The sequence below is a fragment of the Rhodoglobus sp. genome (assembly GCF_053580035.1).
The window spans coordinates 104,041-127,047 of the sequence record NZ_JBMDVL010000003.1 but is presented as its reverse complement, the minus strand read 5'-3'; the positions used below and the strand labels follow the sequence as shown (position 1 = coordinate 127,047).

The window sequence follows — 23,007 nt, the reverse complement described above, 5'->3', positions numbered from 1 at the left end:
TGGCTGGATGGCACCCGGATGCGCCAGGGCGAACGTGGCCGTTAGCGCGGGCTCAGCCCCAACTTGCGGCCAGCAACGCTGCGCTTGAGCGAACGGAGAGTGGTGGCGAGGGTGCGAATCGCTTGGGCCGCCGGATCCGCGGGAGCCGCGATCACCACGGGAACCCCGGAATCGCCGCTCTCGCGGAGGGCAATACTGAGCGGGATCGAGGCCAGCACCGTGACGGGCTCGTCTGGCGTAGAAAGCTTGGCTGCGGCATTCGCCCCACCACCAGAGCCAAAGAGTTCGAGCACGCTGCCGTCAGGCTGGGGGAAGCCCGCCATGTTTTCGATGACGCCAATCACGCGTTGACCGGTTTGTCGGGCAACGAGGCCGCTGCGCTCAGCAACATCGGCGGCCGCAGACTGCGGCGTCGTCACGACAACGACATCGGAGTGGGGCAACAACTGCCCGAGTGAGATCGCCACGTCGCCAGTGCCTGGCGGAAGATCGAGCAGTAAAATATCGAGGTCGCCGAAGAACACATCGGTCAAGAACTGCTGAATCGTGCGGTGCAGCATCGGACCGCGCCACGACACAGCCGTGTTCTCTTCAACAAACATTCCGATCGAAATGACCTTCACGTCGTACGCGACTGGCGGCAGAATCATGTCGCCGACCTGGGTAGGTTTCGCGCTTTGGAGCCCAAGCAGACCCGGAATCGAGAAGCCGAAAACATCAGCGTCGATCACGCCGACTCTCAGTCCGCTTTGTGCGAGCGAAACTGCGAGATTGGCGGTGAGCGTTGACTTGCCAACGCCCCCCTTGCCGCTCGTAACGGCAACAATCTGCGTCAGTGAGTCAGGCCCAAACTGCATCGTCTTCGGGCGCCCTTTGCGCAGTTTTTCGGTGAGAGCATCGCGTTGGCCTCGCGACATGATCGACACGTCAACAGTGACCGCCGTGATGCCGGGCACACGTTCGGTAGCCTCGCGCACGTCACGTTCGATGGAAGTCGCGGCCGGGCATCCGACAATCGTCAAAGTGAGACCGACGGATGCCGCACCAGCGTCATCGACCGAGACGCCCGAGATCATGTCGAGTTCTGTCACCGGCCGACGAATCTCGGGATCAATCACCGACGTCAGCGAGGCGAGCACCGCAGTCTCAAGGGGATTGCTTGGTGCAGAACTGTCAACCGAGCCCGTAGCGTCGTGAGGAGTCACGAAGACGCCGATGTTTCGTCGTCGGCCTCGGGATCTTTCTCGAGCTCTTCCAGCAGAGAGCGAAGCTCGGCTCGAATGAAATCTTTGCTCGCCAGATCGGTCATCGCTAGACGCAAAGCAACTACTTCGCGAGCAAGGTATTCAGTGTCATTGAGGTTGCGTTCAGCCCGCTGGCGGTCTTGCTCAATCTGAACCCGGTCACGGTCATCTTGCCGGTTCTGGGCGAGCAGAATCATGGGAGCCGCATACGACGCTTGCAGCGACAGGATGAGGGTCAAGAGTGTGAAGTTTGTCGACCGGGGGTCGAACTGGGCACCGATGGGGGCGCTGGTGTTGTAAATCAGCCAGACGCCCACGAAGGCGGAGAGGCCGACAAGGAACCACGGCGTGCCCATCCCTCGAGCAAACGCTTCGGAATAGCGACCCATGCGGTCGCGACTCTGGAACATTCCAAAACCGCTGCGAAGACCCTTGGGAGTATCAAGGCGCAAGTCATTGCGCTGTGATCGTAGTGACCGCTTAGCTGGTGCCACGTGGTGCCCTCCCTGCGCGAATTGCTTTCTGCTGAACGATGGTTAGCGGTCGAGTAGAAGTGTCGTCGAAACTTGCAGACTCGTCGGTGGTACTTCGCCAATCATCGGGAAGCAGATGATCAAGCACGTCATCAATGGTCACCACCCCGAGTAGTCGGTGGTTGTCATCAACCACGGGAACCGAAACCAGGTCATAGCTGGCGAGGATGCGCGAAACTTCTGCCGCCGTCGTCGACGAACGCACGGGCTCAAGCGACTGGTCAATCAATGCGCCGAGGCGCTCGTTCGGTGGGTAGCGCAGCATCCGCTGAAAGTGGACCATCCCGAGCAGCCGCCCTGTTGGCGGTTCATAGGGCGGCAAGGTTACGCAAATAGCAGCACCAAGAGCTGGCGCCAGCTCATGACGACGGATGAGGGCAAGACCCTCAGCGACGGTCGCGTCAGCAGACACAATGATCGGTTCGGTGGTCATGAGACCGCCAGCAGTATCGGAGTCGTAGCTCAGCAGAAAGCGAACGTCTTCGGCCTCTTCTGGCTCCATGAGATCAAGAAGAATTTCGCCGCGCTCGTCAGTGAGGTGGGCGATGAGGTCGGCCGCGTCATCCGGTTGCATCTGATCGAGCACATCGGCGGCGCGATCATCATCGAGCTTGTTGAGCAGATCAACCTGCTCTTTCTCGGGCATCTCTTCGAGGACATCGGCGAGACGATCATCAGAAAGTTCGCCGGCAACTTCCATCATGCGTTGCTCAGGCAACTCGAGCATGGCATTGGCAAGGTCGGCTGGAAGCAGATCAGAGAAGCTAGCGACAAGTTGGGTTGCTGACTGCGCTTCGCCCTTATGAGTGTCTTGCTTTATTTCGTCCCACGAAGCGAAATCAGTCGCTCCCTTTGCAAAGAGGGGAGCGCCAGTAGTTTTGGGGCGACGGAGGAAGAGTTGACTCACTTCCCATTCGCCGATGTCGACTTCTTCAATCGCAACATCTTCAATTTGAGCTTCACCGGAACCGTCGCGCATGCCAACTCGACGACCGAGCAGTTCAGCCATGACACGAATCTCGCCACCGCGCTGTTCAAAGCGACGCAAGTTGAGCAGACCCGTCGTGATGATTTGTCCAGAACCGATGCTCGTAACGCGGCCAATGGAGAGAAAAACGTGGCGTTTGCCGGGGACTTCGGCAATCATTCCCACAACGCGCGGGCTCGCATCAGCGCGTTCGACGACGAGAACATCGCGAACCTTGCCAACGCGGTCTCCGTTGGGATCGAAGACCGAGCAGCCCACCAATCGGGCGACGAATACTCTTGAGTTGCTCACAACTAAAACCATACCCTTGCATGGGACAATGAACTGATGAGTAACTTCAGTGGATTCTCCCGCCGTGCGCGGCAACGGTCGAGCGTGCCGCGCGGAAACGTTCTCGGCAGCTACGAAAGCTATACCGACGCGCAATCTGTAATCAACACCCTCGCCAAGGCCGAATTCGACATCAAAGGCGTCGCCATCGTCGGCCGCGACCTCACAACAGTCGAGGTCGTCACCGTCCGATTGAGCTACGGTCGCTCAGCTCTTGCCGGGGCAACGACTGGCGCGTGGCTTGGTCTCTTCTTTGGGCTGATCACGACGATTCTGGCGCCGGTAACACCCCAGCAGGTAGGGATCTTCTTCGCCGCCATTCTCACCGGTGCTGGCATCGGAATGATTTTCGGAGTCGTCAACTACGCGATGATGCGCAAACGTCGCGACTACGCCGCAACATCGCAACTCATTGCTGATCGCTACGAGATCATCATCTCGCCCGACCTCGCAGCCAAAGCTCACGGCATTCTCGGCACTTCGGCTGGTGGGCAACTCGGCGTGCACGCCGCCCCTCACGTGCCGAGCCCATCAGAACGCGCCGGTAGTAACGACTCCGACCAGTCAGCCAATTAGCAAGCACCTGACCGGTACTAGCTAGGCGCGCGCCACACTCTCGCTGACGCGCGCCGTCAGCGCTAGGAGCGTGCGATCCACGCTTCGACGGCATCCGCACTGCGTGGGATGTTGACCGAAAGATTTTCGGCGCCATCTTCTGTCACGAGGATGTCGTCTTCGATGCGCACACCGATCCCGCGGTACTCCTCGGGAACGGTGAGGTCATCAGGCTGGAAGTAGAGACCAGGCTCGATCGTGAAGACCATCCCTGGCTCAAGCACACCGTCGAGGTACATGTCGCGTCGGGCAGCTGCGCAGTCGTGCACGTCGATGCCAAGGTGGTGACTGGTGCCGTGCACCATGTAGCGACGGTGGAACTGGTTGTCTGGCAGCATCGATTCTTCAGCAGAAACGGGCAGCAGGCCCCACTCTGCGGTCTTCTCAGCGATTACCCGCATTGCTTCGGCATGGATTTCGCGGAACTTGATTCCGGGGCGAACGATCGCAAAGGCGGCATCTGCCGCCTCGAGCACCGCGTTATACACGCGACGCTGAATCTCGGTGAAGGTTCCGCTGATCGGCAGTGTGCGCGTGATATCCGCCGTGTAGTAGCTGTCGAGCTCGATACCGGCATCGATAAGAATGAGGTCACCTGGCTTCACCGGGCCGTCGTTGCGGGTCCAGTGCAGGATGCACGCGTGCGGCCCAGAGGCAGCGATCGTGTCGTAGCCAACAGTGTTGCCTTCGGCACGAGCGCGACGATTGAACGTTCCCTCGACGAGACGCTCACCACGAGCGTGCTCCACAATGTTGGGAAGATCAGCAATGACATCGTCGAAGCCCTGCTGGGTGGCATTGACCGCGGCGCGCATCTCTTCAACCTCAAACGCATCCTTCACGAGACGAAGTTCGCTCAGATCGCGGCTCAGGTCATTATCGCCATCGTGCTCGAGCGCTTCAGAATCGGCGGTCAAAAGACGACGACCATCAACGTGATCGGTGACGTCGCGGTCGCCATCGCGCACAATGAGCGTGGAGGAGTCGACAAGGTCGAGCACCGCCTCAAAGTCGGTCAGAGGCAAGGTCTGGATGCCGAGATCGCTAGCGACGTTACCGAGTGACGGGCGGGGGCCGGTCCAGAATTCTCCGACATCCGGGTTGGCATAGAACTCGTTGGTGTCTCGGCCTGCGGCTGGTCGGAAGTACAGGGTTGCGGTGTGTCCGGCATCCGTCGGCTCCATTACGAGCACGCTGCCGGCAACGGCGTCTGAGCCCCATCCGGTGAGGTGGGCAAAGGTGCTGTGGGCGCGGAACGGGTAGTCGGTGTCATTGGAGCGAACCTTCGCGGCACCGGCCGGAATGATCAGTCGCTTGCCGGTGTGGAGTGCGGAAAGTCGTGCCCGTCGGTCTGCAGCAAAGGCTGCCTGATCGCGGGGGGTGACATCGATCTCTTCTCGCTCGGCCCATCCAGAAGAGATGTAGTCAGCGAATCCCGAAGACTGGGGAGTCGTCGAGCGGTTAGAGGTCGCACGGGGCGTGGGTACTGATGAATCTGCCATACATCTAGTGTCGCCCCTAGTGCCCCAAAAGGCACTATTGGACTATCGGGTTGACGAGAGGGTGGCGAGAACGGGCCGATGGTCGCTGCCATCGCCGTCATTCGATTCGACGACGCGCATCCCGATAACTGTCCACTCGCTCGAAGCCATGACGTGGTCGATGGGTGCTCCGAGCAGCGCAGGAAGTTGTGTTGGCCAGGTGCCAATCGCCGCATTGTCGGTCACGGATGCGGCATCTGTGCAGCTACCGAGCGCAAAGTCGGCGCCGTCGGTGAGCGAGGCATAGTGGTCAATTGTTGAGTTGAAGTCGCCAGCCAGAATGACATTGCTCGCACGACATTGCTCTGCCAGCCAGTCGAGGTCACTGCGCCAATTGGCCATTTCGCCGCTGATCGGCGCAACAGCGTGCACCGCAATTAACGTCGGGCCGTCGCCGTCCTGCGGTACCGCGACCACGCTGGGGAGTGTCGACGTGGTGCGGGTAGAAAGGTCAACGTCGTATTCGCCCAAGTCGACGCTAATCAGAATTGTTGTTGAGCGGGATTTTGAGATCTCGTCATAGGCGAGCGTGTGAACCCACATGGGGTGGTTGGCCGCTGACATCAATTGGGCGATTTCGATGCCAAGCTCGCGGGTAGTTTCCGGAAGGGTCACCACATCCGCATCGTTAGCGAGTGCCAGTTCGGCGATTGTGGCAGCACCGGGCGCATCGCCGAGAGTGTTCCATGAAAGTACGGTGACATCGCCTTCGGCTTTGGTCTCGAATCCCGGGCTACCGAAACCGCGCGTCGCAAGTACAACAAGACTGAGTGCGCTGAAGGCGAGAGCAACGACGGCGAGGGATGCAGTGAAGCGGTGCAGTCGAACTGACAGTAGGGAGATCAATGTCAGCCCCAGAACAGCAACAAAGGCAACGGCGGCAGCGAGTCCGCGCAGGGAAACTACCTGCGCGATAATCGCAGTCTGTTCGAGGGAAAACAGCTGGGGCCAGGCCGCGACGACGAGGGCGGCGGCGATGGCGACGATAAAGACCGCCGAAAGGATGCGTGGAAACATAGCGACCCGAGCCTAGAGCAATAGGCTTGCACAATGCGCAACACACCGATCGACCTGCACACTCACAGTGCGGTGTCTGACGGCACCGAAACCCCCACCCAGCTGATTCGGTCCGCCAAGAGAGCTGGGCTCGGCACTGTCGCGCTCACTGACCACGATTCAACGGCGGGGTGGCAGGAGGCGATCGCCGCGGCCACGACGGCGGGAATCAACGTAATACCGGGCATGGAGTTGAGTACCAACTATGGCCCAGCAAGTGTGCACGTTCTTGCCTACCTCTTTGACCCGCTCGACCGCACGATCATCACCGAAACAGCACGCATTCGGGATGGACGCCTGCGCAGAGCAGAGCGCATCGTCGAGAAAATCTCTCGGGACTATGACCTGACCTGGGATGACGTGCTCGCTGAGTCATCTGACGGAACCACTCTTGGTCGCCCGCATATTGCCGACGCGCTCGTTCGCAAAGGGCACGTCGCCAACCGCAGCGCCGCCTTTGAGAGCATCCTGCACTGGCAAGGGGGCTACTACGAGAAGTATTACGCCCCGAGTCCGCTCGAGGGAGTGAAGATGATCGTCGCTGCCGGGGGAGTGCCCGTGCTCGCGCATCCGGCCGCCCACGGAAAATACCGGTCAATGGATGACTCGGTCATCCGCGATCTCGTTGACAATGGGTTGTTTGGGCTTGAGGTGTACCACCGCGATAACTCAGAAGAGGGCAAAGCGTGGTTGCTCACGGTCGTCAAAAAGTTTGGTCTCGAAATCACCGGCTCCAGCGACTACCACGGTGAGGGAAAGCCCAACCGACTAGCCGAGAACACCACTGAACCTGACGTTCTCGAGAAACTCATTGCGCGCGCGACCGGCTCGAAGCCGTTCATCGCTGCCGCCGGCTCGTAGCGACGAGCCAGCCGTATCCATTGTCATTTACCGAATTCACCCTTGAGCAGGAGACGCCATGACCAGCAACGCCGAACAGTGGAATGCCCTCAACCCCGAAATCCTCCGCAGCAGGGGAAGCAACAAGTGGACCGCGCCCGAAGGTGAGCTGCTGTGCGCTGGAGTTGCTGAGATGGACTTCGGCACAGCACCAGCAGTGCTCGACGAGTGGGCGGCTATCGCCGATCGTTTCGGCTTCGGCTACCCCGACGAGTCGGTCGCGCTCGAAATGAACGCGGCAACAGCCAAGTGGCACCGTGAGCAGTACGGCTGGGAGCTCGATGCTGCTGACGTGCACCCTCTCCCTGACGTGCTCAAGGGGCTCGAACTTGCCATTACGAAGTTCAGTGCGCCAGGAGCCGCGGTCATCGTGCCGACTCCCGCCTACATGCCGTTCCTGGCTGTGCCGAGGGACTTCGGCCGCGAGGTCATCGAGTCGCCCATGCTGCGTGGCGACGATGGCAGCTTTGCTCTCGACCTCAACGACATCGCCAGCCACTTCGCCGACGGCGCTAACCTGCTCATTCTCGCCAACCCCGGCAACCCCACCGGCAAGGTGTACTCCCGCGACGAACTGGTGGCGCTCGCCGCGGTTGCTGACGCCCACGGTGCGCGCATTTTCAGCGACGAGATTCACTCGCCCCTCGCCCTCTTCGGCAACAAGCACGTGCCTCTGGCGAGTGTGTCGGATGCCGGTGCGCGTGCCGCGATCACCGCTACCAGTACGTCGAAGGCTTTCAATCTGCCCGGGCTCAAGTGTGCGCAGATCATCCTCAGCAACGACGCCGACCGCGCACAATGGGAGTCGCTGAGCTGGCTCGCGACGCACGGCGCCAGCACGCCAGGGATGAAGCTCAACACGGCCGCCTACCTTCGTGGTGAGCCGTGGCTGCTCGAGGTGCGCGAGTACATTGAGGGCAACATTGAGTACGCTCGGGCGGCGCTCGCTGAGCTGTTGCCTGAGGCCCGCATGGCTCCCATGCAGGGCACCTATTTGGCGTGGCTTGATTTGCGCGCCTACTCGGATGAGTCAGAACTTGCGGAAATGCTGGCCGAGAAGGCGGGCATCCGAGTCAATGGAGGTGTGGGGTACGGCGCTGTCGGCGCTGGCCACATTCGCGTGAACTTGGCGACGTCTCGCCCGATTCTTGAGCGCATTATCGCGCAGCTTGCTGCGGCAATGACTGCCTAGCGGCTGGTGGCTTCCTCGCCCCAGCCGGGGAGCGGCAGTCGCTGTTCGAGAGAGTTGAGGATGAGGTCGAGACCGATCTCAAATTCGTTGGCGTAGCTGTAGCCGGGGAGTAATGCGTGTCCGACGGCCATCTCCGTCAGGTGCGGAAATTCACCGGCGGGCATCTCGGTGACGATTGCCTCGGCAACTTCGGTGAGTTCTTCTGAGGTGTCGAATGGCAGGCTGAGCTCTTGCATGACGAAGCCGTAAATGTAGCTGTCGAGAGCGGAGAAGGCGTGTGCGGTGCCGGCGATGGAGAAGCCACCGGCGCGGAGCACACCGATGACGGCGTCGTGGTGGCGAAGAGTGGCGAGCCCAGGATCTCGACGCGAGTCCATGAGGCCGATCGCCCAGCGGTGGCGAATGAGAGCGTCTCGGGCCGAGAGTGCGCGGTCATGCATGGCAGCGCGCCAGCCGTTCTCACTGGTTGGCAACGCGATTTCGGCAAAGACGAGGTCGACGAGGCCCGTGAGGATCGCCTCTTTATTGGGCACGTGATAGTAGATCGACATCGCTTCGACGCCGAGACGATCCGCGAGTTTACGCATCGTGAGGGCCTCGGAGCCTTCAGCGTCGGCGAGCTCTAGGGCGGCGAGGAGAACGGCCTGACGCGTGATGGGCGTGCGTTTCTTGGTTGGTCGTGCTCGATTCGAGTCTGCCACGCGAATTCTCCTGGTCGGTTTGGGGGTATTGACTATCTTACTGCGTAAGGTTAACTTACAACGTAAGGTTAATGTGAGAGGATCACCATGAGCACGTCAGCCAGTAGCCGTCCAACACCGCCACCAGCACGCAAGCGGGTGTGCATCGTCGGAATCTCCGGAAAGCTCGGTCAATATCTGGCCGCCCACGCACTCGATCGCGGCTATGAGGTCGTTGGAGTGTGTCGCCAGAAGAGCGTGGCGAAACTCGACCACTTCGGCAACCGCATCACCGTGATTGCTGGTGAGACCTCTGATCGCAGCGTTATCGAACGCGCCGTAGCAGGTTGTAGCGCCGTGCTTACCGTGCTCGCGCCGTGGGGTGTGCGCGACTATTCATCCCGCACAGCGCAAGCCGTGCTCGACTTTGCGCAACCAGATGCTCGCCTGATCTTCTCGTGTGGCTGGCACGTGCGTGCGAGCGCAAACGACGTCTACTCGCGTAAGTTCCTCGCGACCGTTGCCATCGCATCCTGGCTCGCCAAGTTGGTGCGCGCTGTCGACATCGCCGACCAGTCTCGTGCAGCCGAACGCATCTTCGCGAGCGACACCCGCTGGACGCTCGTGCGCGGGAGCGACCTTGAGGAAGGCGAGAGTGAGGGACTGCCAGTGTGGAGTTCTGCCATTGGAGACCCCATTCTCGAGAGCAACCTCACACGCCGAACCGACTTTGCCCTCTTCATGGTGGAGGCGATCACCAATGACGCCCTCATCGGCCAAGCGCCAGCAATCGTCGGATGCCGCAGCGAATCCGCCGTGGCACACGCTTCGTCCGCGCACGCATAGCTGCAGCCGCTAACCTCGCGCGGGCGGAAAGCTCGGAAAGGGTGATTATCTGTCATGATCGCATTATGCAACATGCGCTCAGAAAGATAGCTGGCTATTTCTTGCTGTGCGTTGTCGCCACCATTCCAGCGATTGCAATTCTCTTTCTGTATCTAAGCCCGGTTATGGGCCTGCTCTATATGATCGCTGTTCAGCAGGAGCGCATCGAGGGCCCCTCAGGATCATGGCTCCTCATATTCCTCCTTTGGTACTGGCCTGTCATGCTCGCGGGAACGACTGCGTTGCTGTTCGCAACTGCTCTGGTGTTATCGCGTCGGGCGAAGTCAAGCGAACCCGAAATGATCGACGGACCGGCCCAGAAGTTGACCAGACGGAGTCTGCAATTCCGTGTCATTGCACTTTTGTATGCGCTCCTGGCGGGCATCGCTGTTGTCTACAATCTCCTTCCCCCTTCGTTCGAGTAGCGCGCCCACGTCAACGCCTTCACGAACTTCGTGAGGCGACCGAGAGCGCTGCGTGCCACACTGATCGCATGAGCGTTGTCGAGAACTCCAAACTGACCATCGTGGGCGCCGGCAGCGTCGGCGCGAGTGCTGCTTACGCGGCCCTGATCCGGGGATCCGCTCGGCAGATTGCGCTCTACGACATAGCGACCAAGAAGGTGGATGCCGAAGTACTCGACCTCGCCCACGGCACCCAGTTCACAGGGTCGAGCCAGATCATCGGCGGAAGCGACATTTCGGTGGCGGCAGGCTCGCACGTTGTTGTCATCACGGCTGGTGCGAAGCAGAACCCGGGCCAGACTCGACTTGAGCTTGCCGATGTCAATGCTCGGATGCTCGGCACTATCATTCCCCAGCTGATCGAGGTAGCTCCGAACGCGATCTATGTCATCGTCACGAACCCGTGTGATGTTCTTACGGTGCTTGCCCAAGAACAGTCTGGTCTCCCGCCTGAGCGCATTTTTGCGTCGGGAACCGTGCTCGATACTTCGCGACTGCGGTGGAAGCTCGCCGAGCGTGCCGGGGTCTCGCCATCCAGCGTTCACGCGTCAATCATTGGAGAGCACGGTGATTCGGAGTTCCCGCTGTGGTCCCGGGCAACGATCGGCGGGGTCCCGGTTCTTGAATGGGAGTGCGAAGGTCACCCGCGTATGACGCAGGAGGAACTCGACGACATTGCCATCGGCGTCCGCGATGCCGCCTACAAGGTGATCGAAGGCAAGGGTGCGACGAACTACGCGATCGGCTTGTCTTCGGCTCACATCGTCGAGGCGATCCTGGGAGACAAGCGTTCCGTCATGCCGGTCGCGCCAGTGCTCACCGATTTCCACGGGCTCAGTGGTGTTGCCCTCTCGGTGCCATGCATCGTGAGCGCTTCTGGCGTAACGCCGATCAAGGAGACAACGTTTAGCGAGAACGAGCTGCGACTGCTCACCGAGTCCGCGACCGGGCTCCGACGGGTAGCCGACTCGCTACGACAGTAGGGGTGGCGTTGCCATCGACGATGGCGCGACAATCTTCGATTGCGCTCCGGAGCAGTTGCCGCATTCGCTGGTCTGCTCGGGGCGAGCAGCCTTCAGCGATGCCAACCACAGCTGTGCGGATGATGGAGTCTGTCATGCACGTAACGGCACGACCGTGCCCCTCAACGCGGTACTGAGCACTGAACTTTTTCGCCCACTTTTCGGCTGCCGGTGCTTGCGCAAACGCGGAAGCAACATCGCTGGCGAGCGTAGCCCCGAGGAAGGGTTCGAGCTCAGCCAATCGTGCCTGCGTTGAGATGATTCCCACTGCCAGTGCCCGTTGACGCCCCTCGCTGGCGACGGGGAGCGCCATAGTTGCGGCGCGAAGCGCGATGCGGAGCTGTATGCGAGGGTCCGCGCTGGTCACTCCGATCACCGAAGGGATGAGTTCGGCCAGTTCTGAACGCTCGCGGTCAGAGGTGCAGTCATTGACCATTCGCGCTAACAGGGCGAGTGCCGGATGGGTGCATGGCGGATGGTCGCTCCACTTTTCTCCGGCAAGGTATGAGGCGAACTCCATGAAACATCCACCCCGGCGTGGGTTTCGGTGACGTCCGGCCGAAAGAACGGGCATGAAGTCTGGTGAAGCGTTCTTCTGTTGCACCGGCATAGTTCTCCTCCTTGGCTACCGTGCGCTGAGGAACTTTGTTCTATTGTGCGCCTGTTATTCCGATAAAACCAGTGCCCCGTTTGCCGCTGCACAATGCGGCGAGATGTGTAAAATCAGCAAATGGTTGAGTTCAACGAAACCTCATCCGACACGACCCCCGCTCGAGGACCGGTGCCCGGTGGGATGACAACATTTCTGCAGATTCTCGTCAATACTGCAGTAGCAAATATCACCACGAGTTACTTGTGGTTCGCGCTGACTTTCTGGGTCTATCTTGAGACGAGGTCGGTGCTCGCAACGGGCATTATTGGCGGCGCCTACATGCTTCTGGTTGCGGCATTTTCGATGGTCTTCGGCACCATTGTTGATCGACACCGCAAGCACACCGTCATGCTCTTCGCCGGTATGGTCACGCTCGTGGCGTTCGGCATCGCGGGAACTCTCTACGCGATCTTTCCCGAGTCTGTTCTGCTCAACCTCGGCGGGCCCATGTATTGGATCTTTGCCGGCATTATCCTCTTCGGTGCTGTCATCGAAAACATGCGTAATATCGCACTCTCGACAACTGTGACCCTGTTGGTTCCTCGCGAGCGCCACGCCAACGCCAATGGCATGGTTGGCACGGTTCAGGGCCTCTCCTTTTTGGTGACGAGCGTGTTCAGCGGGCTCTCGATTGGAATACTCGGGATGGGCTGGACTTTGGTTATTGCCATCGCGCTGTCGGCTGCCGCCCTCATCCATCTCACGGTGTTGCGCATTCCGGAAGACAAGCCGGAACCCGAGGAAGGCGGGCGCTCACCACTCGTCGACCTGCGGGGGAGTATCACCGCCGTTCGCGCCGCTACCGGGCTCTTTGCGCTCATCATTTTCTCGACATTCAACAACCTCATCGGCGGCGTCTACATTGCGCTCATGGACCCCTACGGACTTGAACTATTTCCTGTGGAGCTGTGGGGAATTGTGCTCGGCGTATCGTCGAGTGGATTCATCATCGGCGGACTGCTCGTCGCCAAGTTCGGGCTGGGGCGCAACCCCATCCGAACCATGCTGTTTCTCGTTGGCCTCATGGGGATTCTCGGGGCCATGTTCACGATCCGCGACTGGTGGTGGCTTTATGCTGGCGGCATCCTCCTTTACATGACTCTGGTTCCTGCGGTTGAAGCAGCAGAGCAGACCGTCATTCAGAAGATCGTGCCGTACCGCACGCAGGGCAGAGTATTTGGATTCGCCCAAGCCTTCGAAGCAGCTGCGGCGCCGATTACAGCATTCGCGATCGCACCCATCGCCCAATTTCTCATCATCCCGTACATGGATTCTCAGAACGGACAGGATGCCTTCAGGTGGCTACTCGGCGACGGAGCCGCACGCGGAATCGCTCTCGTCTTCCTCATCGCGGGATCGCTCATGGTGGTAGTCGCGGTCGTCGCCTTCTCCACAAAGTCGTATCGATTCCTCTCGAAGCAATACGCCGGAACAACGCAATCGGTGCCTGCTACCGAACCGCTGGAGCACAACTGAGCGGGTGACACCAACGCAGAAAGCCCCACGCGAGGTGGGGCTTTCTGATTAACCGTGAGTCTTGAGCGACCTAAGCGGTGGGAGGCGCGGTAGGTGCGCCTTCGTTTCCGCCACGGCGACGACGAGTGCGCTTGCGGCGCGCCGGTGCTCCACCATCGTGGGTGCCGCCACCCTCAGGGCGAACGTTCTCGTCGGAGGTACGCGCACTAGAAACAGAACCACTATCGCTGTGGGAAGACGAGTCAGATCCGGCAGCTCGTGAACGGCTGCGGGGCGGTCGCGACGAGGCTTCGCCTGAGCGCTGCGAGTCGCGGCCTCGACCATTGCCCGAACCGGAGCCGGTACGGCCACCAGCGTTTGACCCCGAGCCACCAGTCGCAGCCGCGCGCACTACCGGTGCGTGGGATCCGGGTAGGCGGCCCTTGGTTCCCTCAGGGATGTCGAGGTCGCTGAAAAGGTGCGGGCTCGAGGAGTAGGTCTCGGTCGGCTCAGGGATGCCCATCTCGAGCGCCTTGTTGATGTGGGTCCACTTGAGCATGTCTGCCCAGTCCACGAACGTGACAGCAACACCGGTCTTGCCTGCGCGACCGGTACGGCCAGCGCGGTGCAGGTAGGTGTCGTGGTCGTCGGGGATGGTGTGGTTGATCACGTGGGTAACGTCATTGACGTCAATTCCGCGAGCCGCAACATCCGTCGCGATAAGAATGTCTTTCTTGCCAGCCTTGAACGCAGCCATGGCGCGCTCACGCTGCTCCTGGTTGAGGTCACCGTGCACGGCAGCAGCGTTGAAGCCGCGGTCGTTCAGCTCTTCAACAAGCTTGGCAGCAGCACGCTTGGTGCGCGTGAAGACAACAGTCTTGCCGCGGCCCTCGGCCTGCAGGATGCGCGCGATGACCTCGTCTTTGTCGAGGTTGTGCGCGCGGTAAACGACGTGCTTGATGTTCTTCTGCGTCAGGCCCTCATCGGGGTCGGTGGCGCGGATGTGAATGGGCTTGTTCATGAAGCGACGAGCGAGAGCCACGATCGGGCCTGGCATCGTTGCGGAGAACAGCATCGTGTGACGAGTAGGAGGCGTCTGCGCGAACAGCTTCTCGATGTCGGCGAGGAAGCCGAGGTCGAGCATCTTGTCTGCCTCATCCAAGACCATCACCTTGATGTCTTTCAGCGACAGCATGCGCTGGCTGGCGAGGTCGAGCAAACGACCGGGCGTGCCGACGATGACCTGCGCGCCGGCCTTGATCTGTTCGACCTGGCCCTCGTAGGCCTTGCCGCCGTAGATCGCGGCAATCTTGGTTGACCGGTTCGATGCTGCAAGAACGAGGTCTTCGGCAACCTGAACACACAGTTCACGAGTCGGAACGACGATGAGCGCTTTTACGCCTGGCTCAGGATCGAGGCCAAGCGACTGCAATACGGGGAGGCCGAAGCCGAGCGTCTTGCCGGTACCGGTCTTTGCTTGCCCAATGATGTCTTGGCCGGCAAGACCCATGGGGATGGTTTGAGTTTGGATGGGGAAAGGTTCGATGATGCCCTTGGTGGCAAGAGCATCGACCATGTCCTGATCGATATTGAGTTCTGAGAAAGTCACGTATGAAGCCCGTCTAGGTGCGATGCGCCCTTTTTGACCTGGGGCGCCGGACCCCCTCCAGATTCGGGGGGATGCCCGAAGTTTAGCGGGTCGGACTGGGCTGAAGCCGTGAAGCGAGGCGGCGAGGCGAGTCGTTGCAGCGGGACCTAGCACAAACACGCTCTAAGCTAGCTGCGTGGTTAAGTGGTTTTCACGCACGTCAGGACGCATCGAAGTGCCTCGCCTTCGGTCACGTTCCCACGATTTGCCGACCGAAAAAATAGCGCTAGCGGAGTTCGCTCCCGACATCCTCGGGTTCTTGGGGCGTGCGGCTTACGTGCAACTCATGATCTTTGAAAATCTGTCCAGGGTCATCACCAACGCCCCAACAACTGCAGCCAAAACTGCCATCGGCAAAGCAGCAGAACTGTCTCTGGGCAAGCACCGCGCTCTCGTCGCCGAAATTGTTAAAGCTGGCGGATCGCCGGCAGAAGTGATGGATCCGTTCACCGAAGCATTCGACCAGTTCGAGCGGGTCGCCCGCGGTGCCGACTGGTACGAGGCAATGATTACGGCCTACTTGAGTGCCGGATTCTTCGATGATTTCTATGCGCGACTCGCTGCGGGCCTTCCCACAGAGTCGCACACACGCCTCGTCGCTATCTTCTCGGGAGAATCTGGCGAGAAAGTGCTTGCGGAATACCTCCAGGCAGCGATCGACGCCAACCCGAGACTCGACTCTCGCCTAGCAATGTGGGGTCGGCGGCTCGTCGGCGACATGATGCTCGCTGCGCGGTCAGCTCTTGTTTTCCCCGATCACACGCGATCGACCGAGGCACAGGTTGAGCCGGTCTTCACCGAACTCATTGCCGCTCACACCCGCAGAATGGATGCGCTCGGCCTTACTGCCTAGCGAATGATCTAGCCGCGGGCCAAGTCGTCGAACGCGCGAGCATCCGCCGCTTCACGGTAGCGAGGAAGCAGCAGTGCGGTAGCGAGAGCTGCACCGCCACCGGCTACGAGGCTAATAACCCAGATCCAGGTGCCATCAAAGGTGAGCCCGATCCACACGAGAGCAACCCACACGGTTGCTGTGACGGCGGCACCGACAGCAGGCAGCAGTGCGGAACCGTACAGGCCGCGTGATGGCAACATGTAACGCAAAATTGCGGCGATCGACGCACCGATGACGGTGACGAAGAGCAGTTCCACGCTAGGCCACGAATCCGACGCGGCGAGATTCTTCTTCGCCGAGTTCGACGTAGGCGACAGCCACGGTCGGAACGATGTAGAGCTTGCCTTTGGCGTCGCGCAGGCTCACATACTTGGCGTCCGAGTTCAATGCCTCGGCAATGATCGACTCAACCTCGCTCGACGACTGTGCCGACTCAAAGTTGATCTCACGGGGGCTGTTGTTGATACCGATGCTTATGTCCACACGCCAAGATTACGACACAACCAGAGTCGGTGAATGTCCGTTCTCTGTCAGCGCATCCAGATAACGTTGATTCATGGTCACATTGCCCGCTGGGCGCGCGGATGTCGCGGCACCCGAGCCGCACACGCTCGATGCTTCTCAGCGAGCCGTCGTCGAGCTCACGGAAGGCGTGAGCGCGATTGTGGTTGGAGCGCCAGGCTCGGGTAAAACCGAGACGCTCGTAGCGGTGGTGGCCGAACGGGTTCACAATCGCGGGTGGTCTCCTGAGCAGATTGTTGTGTTGTCGGCGACTCGCCAGAGCGCTACGGCACTGAGAGATCGCCTCGCAGCCCGAATCGACGCTCCCACTCTTGGGCCGATGGCTCGCACGGCAAACTCGCTGGCCTTCGAAGTGATTCGCGAGGCCGCTGCTGCTGCTGGCGAAGGCGCCCCCACGCTGCTCACCGGCGCCGAGCAAGACCAAATCATCTCCGACCTGTTAGCCGGCGAAATTGCCGACCATGCGGGTGCGCCGTGGCCAGCCCACCTCGATCCTGACGTGCGCAAGCTTCGGGGGTTCCGCACCGAGTTGCGAGATCTCATGATGCGCTGTGTCGAATTCGGCGTCACGCCCCACGAGCTCAGAGAGTTGGGCGAACGCACCGATCGCCCGGAGTGGGTGGCGGCATCCGCGTTCATTTCTGTTTACGACGCCGTGAAGGCCAGTTATCGCGACCGACACTTCGATGCGAGTGAATTGCTCGCCGAGGCTGCCGCACTCGTCGCTGACGGCCACTATGCCGCAATCGACCGACTGCGTTTGGTGATTGTGGATGATGCCCACGAGCTCACAGAAGCCACCATTTCTTTGCTGCGGGCGCTCGCCAGTCGCGGCATCACGATTATCGGGTTTGGCGACCCTGATCTCACAACGGGATCGTTCCGGGGTGCTCAGCCTGCCGTTCTCGCGGCCTGGGCGTTGCGGCTTCAGCTCGATAACTGCCAGACGCTTTTTCTTTCCTCTGTGCACCGGCACAGCGCAGCTCTCCGCCATACCGTGACCGAGCTCACGCAGCGCATCGGAGTCTCTGGGCTTCTTGAGCAGCGCAAGTCGCCGGCGGTCGCGACCGCGCCGTCGAGCATCCATAGTTATCAGTTGGCGACCCCGGCAGAAGAAGTGGCATTCATCGCTCGAAGCCTTCGGGAGAAGCACGTTCTTGAATCAGTGCCGTGGTCGCGCATGGCGGTAATTGTGCGCACCGGCTCGCTGATTCCGTCGCTCGCACGCCAGTTGCGCACACTCGAAGTTGTTACGAGTGTGTCAAGTGCTCGCAGTGCGGTTCGAGATGAGTTCAGCGTGAATGGTTTGATCGTTCTCCTCGAACTTGCGTTGGGGCGTCGAGCGCTCGACGCTGCGACGGCGGTCGAGTTGCTTTCCAGCTCAGTCGGCGGATTCGACGCCGTGTCATTGCGCCGCTTGAAAGCAGCCCTGCGCCACGAAGCGCTGGCTGCCGAAAACTACGAGCCGGCCGATCAACTCATCGCCAGCGCCCTAGCCGCACCGGCAGGGTTCACCAGCATCGAGACGCGGGTAGCCCGGCAGGCCGCTGCCGTGGCCAAGAACCTCCGCGAGACCGCTGCCGCGGGAGACGCCGGCGACACGATCGAAGAGTTGCTGTGGGGTGCATGGCAACGCAGCGGCCTCGCCGACCGCTGGTTCGCTCAAGCACTCGGCTCGGGCGTTGTCGCTGAAGAAGCCAATCGCCACCTCGATGCCGTCGTCGCCCTGTTCTCTTCCGCCAAACGTTTCGTCGAACGTCGACCGGATGCCCCCGCCAACGTTTTCCTCAACGAGTGGCTCTCGGCAGACGTGTCAGAAGACACTCTTGCTGCTCGCTCCATCGTGGACTCCGTCACAGTCGGAACACCGGCATCCGTCATCGGCCAAGAGTTCGACGTTGTTGTCATCGCCGGACTGCAAGAGAACGTGTGGCCCAACCTGCGCGTGCGTGGTTCACTCCTCGGCGCACACGATCTGCCTCGAGTGCTGGCTGGCGAAAAGCTGGCGGTCGCCGACCGTCGCCGTGAAGTTTTGCACGACGAGTTGCGGATGTTCGCCCAAGCAGTCTCGCGGGCCACGAGTGAAGTAATTGTTACCGCAGTCGCGGGTGATGACAACATGCCATCACCCTTCCTCACGCTGATCCCAACGCCGGATGAACCCCTGCGCGCTCGACCACCGCTGAGCTTGCGCGGACTAGTCGGGGTGCTTCGGCGTGAACTCACGAGCTCGGCGAACCCCGGTCCGGCAGCAGCCTCTCTCGCGCGGCTCGCGCAGGAGGGCGTTCCTGGTGCCGACCCCAGCTCGTGGTACGGACTGCGCGACCCAAGCACGACGGCGCCGCTTGTTGATCTGAGTGATCCTGATGCCGAAGTGCGAGTTTCGCCATCGCGCATGGAATCGTTCGAAAGCTGTCCGCTGCACTGGGCGATCGATCAGTTGGGGGGATCAACGTCGAACGTCGCCTCAAACTTGGGAACGCTCATCCATGGCGTTGCCGAGACGGCAACTGACTTCACCGCCGAGGCTCTCTTTCGTGCCGTCGAAGACCGCTGGGACGAAATGAGTTTTGAGGCATCGTGGCAGTCGGAAGCCGAGAAGCTGAGAGCCCGCAAACTCACTCAACACTTGGCGACGTATCTGCGTGATTTCGCCGCCGATGGAGGAGAACTCATCAGCAACGAGATGCAATTTAAGCTTCCGCTCCAGCAGGCTCTGCTCAGCGGAAAGATTGACCGTGTCGAACTGTATGGGGGAACAACAGCAGTGATCGTTGACCTCAAGACTGGCAAGAACGAACCATCCACCGACAGCGCTGTTGCCGACCATCCTCAGCTTGCGGCGTATCAGCTTGCCTTTGCGTCCGGGGCGATCGAGGGAGTGCCTGAGGGGCTCGCCAATGGTGGTGCCAAACTTGTCGTGCTGTCGCCGAGTGCTAAGACCCGGGACTATGTTGACCCGAAACAGGCACCGATGACCGATGAACAGCTCGAACTTTTCCGTCAGAGAGTGATCGACGACGCACGAGGAATGGCCTCCAATGTCTTCGTGGCCCGAATGAGCAGCCACTGCACCGACCCGTGGAGTTTCGGCAATTGCCGCATCCACGTCGTGCCGGCGGTGAGCGCCCGATGATCTCTTCCGTAGAACTCGCCGGGCTCATGGGAATCCACGCGCCAACACCGCAACAGCAGGTCGTCATTGAGGCTCCGCTAACTCCCGCGCTTGTTGTTGCCGGTGCGGGCAGTGGAAAAACCGACACCATGGCAAGCCGCGTGGTGTGGCTGGTTGCCAACAACCTCGCCACGCCAGATCAGATCCTCGGACTCACCTTCACCCGCAAAGCGGCCGGCTCGCTCAGCAAGCGGGTCAGCGAACGCATAGCGATCCTGCGCGACGTGCAAGATCGGCATCCCGAACGATTCACGGCCACGCCAGAAACCGCATCGATCGAGTTCGACCAGCCCACAATCTCCACCTACAACTCTTTCGCCAGTGCGCTGTTCACCGAAAATGCACTGCTGATCGGCCGGGAACCAGAGTCGACCCTGCTCAACGATCCCTCCTCATGGCAACTGGCCCGCAAGCTCGTCGTCGCGAGCACTGATGAACGACTCATCGGACTCGAAAAGTCCATCAATGCCCTCACTGAGGCGGTGCTGAGCCTGAGCCACGCGCTCAGCGACAACGTGGCAAACGCCGACGACGTCGCAGCTTACGCGAAGCGGTTTACCGAACTTTCCGAGCTGCCCTATGCCGAAACCGCACGCAAGAAGACCCCCTATGTCTCTGTAGTTGAAGCCGTCAACGAGGTCGGATCGCTCGCGCCATTGCTCGCGTTGGCCGTGCAGTACGCCCAGCAGAAACGACAGCAGGGGTTGCTTGAATTCAGCGACCAGGTTGCTCTCGCTCTCGAAGTGAGCGAGCGCTCCTCCGATGTCGTAGAGCACTACCAAGACCGCTACCGGGTAGTGCTGCTCGACGAATATCAAGACACCAGCGTCGTGCAAACGCGACTGCTCGCGCGACTATTCAGCAACCACTCGGTCATGGCCGTCGGCGACCCCCACCAGTCGATCTACGGCTGGCGCGGAGCGAGCGCTGCAAACCTCGCCCGCTTCAGTCGCGACTTCACCGACAACGGTGACGCTCAATACTTTGCCCTCTCTACAAGCTGGCGCAACGCCACTCGTGTGCTTGACGCCGCCAACGTCATCGTCGAACCGCTCAGTGTTCGTTCACCAGTGCGCGTCGAATCACTGGATGCACGTCCCGCCGCCCCCGAGGGCACAATCGACGCCCACTACTTTGAACACATCGACGAAGAGGCCAGGGGAGTCGCCACATGGTTTTCGCGAGCGCTCGCGCCGCAAACTTGGAACCGCTACGACCCCAACCCCGACGCGATTGCTCCTTCGCCGCCAACGGCGGCCATCCTGTTCCGACGGCGCAGCGACATGGATCGCTTCGCCGCAGCACTCGGGGCCGAAGAAGTTCCGTACCACGTGCTGGGAATAGGCGGACTGCTGTCAACACCAGAAATCGTCGATCTCGTCAGCGCGCTCACCGTAATCCACGACCCCACAGCAGGGTCAGAGCTCATCCGGCTACTATCGGGCGCACGCTGGTCCATCGGCACCCGCGACCTGCAAGCACTCGCCGGACTCTCGCGGTGGTTGCTCAGCCGCTCCGTCACGCAACACGAGCTGAGCGACGAAGTGAAGCAACACATGCGGGACTCCGTCGCGGTCGATGATTCGGCATCCATTGTCGATGCTCTCGACTTTGTTGGTGAAGCACCCGCCACGCATTCGCAGCTTGAGGCGTTTAGCGAAGAAGGTGTTTCGCGGCTCAAAGCCGCAGCAAAGCAATTGGCGTTCTTCCGTTCGCGAGCTGGCCTTGACCTCGGTGACCTTGTGCGGCTTCTTGAGCAGGAACTGCTCCTCGATATTGAGGTCGTCGCTAGTCGTCCCCAGGCCCAGGGCATGGCCAACCTTTATGCGTTTCACGATGAGCTCGCTGGCTTTCTTGCCAGTGACGATCAAGCCAACCTCGGCAGCTTCTTGTCGTGGTTGAGGAGGGCTGCGCAGCAAGACATGATGGGGCCGCGCAGCGACGATGCCGAAGCCGGCACCGTGCAATTGCTCACGATCCACGCCTCCAAGGGGTTGGAATGGGATCTGGTCGCACTGCCGCGGCTGTCTGCCGGAGAAGTCCCTGCGACATCGCGGGAAGGAAAAGGCTGGGTAGGTTTCGGCAAGCTTCCCTTCGCCTTCCGTGGCGATGCCGCTGAGCTTCCCGAATTGGAATGGGAAACCGCAAACTACCAGTCCGACTTCGATGCCTCTCTCAAAGATTTCAAGGCAGCTCTCGCTGACCGTCATCAAGCAGAAGAGCGACGACTCGGCTACGTCGCGATCACTCGAGCGCGCGACAATCTGCTGCTGACCGGGTCATTCTGGTCGAGCCGCAGCAAGCCGCAAGCGCCCAGCATTTTTCTGCAAGAACTCCAAGAACGTGCACTCATCGCCGAGTTGCCGACTGACCCAGTGAACGACGAAAATCCAACGCTGAACGATGTCGTCGACCCGCTCTGGCCCTTCGACCCACTCGGTAATCGTCGCACCAGCGTAGAAGTGGCCGCTCACCTCGTTCGAACGGCAGATCCCGGCGGCGACGGCCAGTGGTCGCACGAGATTGACCTTCTCGTTGCCGAACGCAACAGAGCCGCGAGCGAAGCCAAGCGCACACCGCTGCCTCAACGAATTCCCGCCTCTCGATTCAAGGACTACATCGCCGACCCCGAAGCGGTCGCGCTCTCGCTGCGGCGCCCCATGCCCGAAAAGCCGTACCGCGCCACGCGATTGGGAACCCAATTCCATGAGTGGGTCGAAGCTCGCTTCGGTGCCTCGGCATCCGCAGAGACGCTCGATGCTCTACCCATCGAGCTCGACGGTGACGACACCGACGGTGCAACGGATGCCAAAAAGCTTGCCGAGTTGCAGTCCACTTTCGAACGTTCAGCCTGGGCAACGCGCAAGCCCGTCGACGTTGAGATTGAGATTCACGTTCCCTTCAACGACCGGGTCGTGATCTGCAAGATCGATGCCGTGTACTCCGATGGCGACCGATTTGAGATTGTCGACTGGAAGACGGGCCGTGCCCCGCGGGATGCCGCCGATCTTGAAGCCAAGCAATTGCAACTCGCGCTCTACCGACTGGCGTACGCGCAGTGGAAAGGCATCGCGCCAGACAAGATCGATGCAGCGTTCTACTTTGTGGCTGACGACACAGTGGTTCGCCCCGAACACATCTCGAGCGAAAGCGAACTTCGTGGGGCTTGGGAACGATCCGTCGGTGCGGCTCCGAGCTTCGGCGGCTAGA

Annotated in this window: 20 protein-coding genes; 10 read left to right on the top strand and 10 right to left on the bottom strand. The window is 60.6% G+C overall.

Annotation, left to right across the window (positions count from 1 at the left end; genetic code table 11):
- Positions 1–41: 41 nt before the first annotated feature.
- Genes ACOH1Z_RS11460 through ACOH1Z_RS11450 form a run of 3 tightly spaced genes read right to left on the bottom strand, consistent with a single transcriptional unit; the run spans position 42 to position 3,056 of the window.
- The gene (locus tag ACOH1Z_RS11460) at positions 42–1,205 is read right to left on the bottom strand and encodes a P-loop NTPase (RefSeq protein WP_449648622.1); all 1,164 of its coding nucleotides are present in this window, start codon (positions 1,203–1,205) and stop codon (positions 42–44) included.
- Positions 1,202–1,738, bottom strand: a complete 537-nt coding sequence (locus tag ACOH1Z_RS11455; protein WP_449648621.1) for a DUF1003 domain-containing protein — start codon at positions 1,736–1,738, stop codon at positions 1,202–1,204. The genes ACOH1Z_RS11460 and ACOH1Z_RS11455 overlap by 4 nt, the downstream gene beginning before the upstream one ends.
- A complete protein-coding gene (locus tag ACOH1Z_RS11450) occupies positions 1,725–3,056 on the bottom strand; it encodes a magnesium transporter MgtE N-terminal domain-containing protein (protein WP_449648620.1) in 1,332 nt (443 codons plus the stop codon). Before ACOH1Z_RS11450 ends, ACOH1Z_RS11455 begins: the two co-directional genes overlap by 14 nt.
- A gap of 36 nt (positions 3,057–3,092) precedes the next feature.
- On the opposite strand from ACOH1Z_RS11450, the gene ACOH1Z_RS11445 reads away from it, so the two are divergent.
- Positions 3,093–3,671, top strand: a complete 579-nt coding sequence (locus ACOH1Z_RS11445; protein WP_449648619.1) for a YflT domain-containing protein — start codon at positions 3,093–3,095, stop codon at positions 3,669–3,671.
- Positions 3,672–3,733: 62 nt separating this feature from the next.
- On the opposite strand, the gene ACOH1Z_RS11440 is transcribed toward ACOH1Z_RS11445, so the two are convergent.
- Positions 3,734–5,212, bottom strand: coding sequence for an aminopeptidase P family protein (locus ACOH1Z_RS11440; protein WP_449648618.1), 1,479 nt, complete (start codon positions 5,210–5,212; stop codon positions 3,734–3,736).
- Between the two features lie 42 nt (positions 5,213–5,254).
- Positions 5,255–6,268, bottom strand: a complete 1,014-nt coding sequence (locus tag ACOH1Z_RS11435; RefSeq protein WP_449648617.1) for an endonuclease/exonuclease/phosphatase family protein — start codon at positions 6,266–6,268, stop codon at positions 5,255–5,257.
- Between the two features lie 33 nt (positions 6,269–6,301).
- On the opposite strand from ACOH1Z_RS11435, the gene ACOH1Z_RS11430 reads away from it, so the two are divergent.
- Both ACOH1Z_RS11430 and ACOH1Z_RS11425 read left to right on the top strand, forming a co-directional pair.
- On the top strand, positions 6,302–7,168 hold the full coding sequence (locus ACOH1Z_RS11430) for a PHP domain-containing protein (RefSeq protein WP_449648616.1): 867 nt from the start codon (positions 6,302–6,304) through the stop codon (positions 7,166–7,168).
- A 58-nt stretch (positions 7,169–7,226) separates the two neighbouring features.
- Complete coding sequence (locus ACOH1Z_RS11425) at positions 7,227–8,399, top strand: MalY/PatB family protein (protein WP_449648615.1); 1,173 nt, start codon at positions 7,227–7,229, stop codon at positions 8,397–8,399.
- Here ACOH1Z_RS11425 and ACOH1Z_RS11420 read toward each other — a convergent pair.
- Complete coding sequence (locus ACOH1Z_RS11420; RefSeq protein WP_449648614.1) at positions 8,396–9,100, bottom strand: TetR/AcrR family transcriptional regulator; 705 nt, start codon at positions 9,098–9,100, stop codon at positions 8,396–8,398. The genes ACOH1Z_RS11425 and ACOH1Z_RS11420 overlap by 4 nt on opposite strands.
- Positions 9,101–9,187: 87 nt before the next feature.
- Here ACOH1Z_RS11420 and ACOH1Z_RS11415 point away from each other — a divergent pair, with 87 nt between their 5' ends.
- From ACOH1Z_RS11415 to ACOH1Z_RS11405, 3 genes are all read left to right on the top strand, one after another.
- The gene (locus ACOH1Z_RS11415) at positions 9,188–9,925 is read left to right on the top strand and encodes an NAD(P)-dependent oxidoreductase (protein WP_449648613.1); all 738 of its coding nucleotides are present in this window, start codon (positions 9,188–9,190) and stop codon (positions 9,923–9,925) included.
- A gap of 65 nt (positions 9,926–9,990) precedes the next feature.
- Entirely contained in the window at positions 9,991–10,389 is a 399-nt protein-coding gene (locus ACOH1Z_RS11410; RefSeq protein ID WP_449648612.1) for a hypothetical protein, read from the top strand.
- Between the two features lie 68 nt (positions 10,390–10,457).
- Complete coding sequence (locus ACOH1Z_RS11405) at positions 10,458–11,411, top strand: L-lactate dehydrogenase (protein ID WP_449648611.1); 954 nt, start codon at positions 10,458–10,460, stop codon at positions 11,409–11,411.
- Here the strand turns inward: ACOH1Z_RS11405 and ACOH1Z_RS11400 are convergent.
- Positions 11,359–11,970 (bottom strand): hypothetical protein, encoded by a 612-nt coding sequence (locus tag ACOH1Z_RS11400; RefSeq protein WP_449648610.1) that lies wholly within the window; start codon positions 11,968–11,970, stop codon positions 11,359–11,361. The genes ACOH1Z_RS11405 and ACOH1Z_RS11400 overlap by 53 nt on opposite strands.
- A gap of 273 nt (positions 11,971–12,243) precedes the next feature.
- On the opposite strand from ACOH1Z_RS11400, the gene ACOH1Z_RS11395 reads away from it, so the two are divergent.
- Positions 12,244–13,578: an MFS transporter gene (locus tag ACOH1Z_RS11395; protein ID WP_449648785.1), complete on the top strand. Its 1,335-nt coding sequence runs from the start codon at positions 12,244–12,246 to the stop codon at positions 13,576–13,578.
- A gap of 70 nt (positions 13,579–13,648) precedes the next feature.
- On the opposite strand, the gene ACOH1Z_RS11390 is transcribed toward ACOH1Z_RS11395, so the two are convergent.
- The gene (locus tag ACOH1Z_RS11390; RefSeq protein WP_449648609.1) at positions 13,649–15,166 is read right to left on the bottom strand and encodes a DEAD/DEAH box helicase; all 1,518 of its coding nucleotides are present in this window, start codon (positions 15,164–15,166) and stop codon (positions 13,649–13,651) included.
- A gap of 175 nt (positions 15,167–15,341) precedes the next feature.
- On the opposite strand from ACOH1Z_RS11390, the gene ACOH1Z_RS11385 reads away from it, so the two are divergent.
- Entirely contained in the window at positions 15,342–16,058 is a 717-nt protein-coding gene (locus ACOH1Z_RS11385) for a ferritin-like fold-containing protein (RefSeq protein WP_449648608.1), read from the top strand.
- Positions 16,059–16,066: 8 nt separating this feature from the next.
- Here ACOH1Z_RS11385 and ACOH1Z_RS11380 read toward each other — a convergent pair whose 3' ends face one another.
- Both ACOH1Z_RS11380 and ACOH1Z_RS11375 read right to left on the bottom strand, forming a co-directional pair.
- On the bottom strand, positions 16,067–16,357 hold the full coding sequence (locus tag ACOH1Z_RS11380; protein ID WP_449648607.1) for a hypothetical protein: 291 nt from the start codon (positions 16,355–16,357) through the stop codon (positions 16,067–16,069).
- A gap of 1 nt (position 16,358) precedes the next feature.
- A complete protein-coding gene (locus ACOH1Z_RS11375; RefSeq protein WP_449625159.1) occupies positions 16,359–16,583 on the bottom strand; it encodes a DUF3107 domain-containing protein in 225 nt (74 codons plus the stop codon).
- A gap of 73 nt (positions 16,584–16,656) precedes the next feature.
- Here ACOH1Z_RS11375 and ACOH1Z_RS11370 point away from each other — a divergent pair, with 73 nt between their 5' ends.
- Together ACOH1Z_RS11370 and ACOH1Z_RS11365 are read left to right on the top strand one after the other, a co-directional pair.
- Positions 16,657–19,758, top strand: coding sequence for an ATP-dependent helicase (locus tag ACOH1Z_RS11370; RefSeq protein WP_449648606.1), 3,102 nt, complete (start codon positions 16,657–16,659; stop codon positions 19,756–19,758).
- Entirely contained in the window at positions 19,755–23,006 is a 3,252-nt protein-coding gene (locus tag ACOH1Z_RS11365) for an ATP-dependent helicase (protein ID WP_449648605.1), read from the top strand. The genes ACOH1Z_RS11370 and ACOH1Z_RS11365 overlap by 4 nt, the downstream gene beginning before the upstream one ends.
- Position 23,007: the final 1 nt, after the last annotated feature.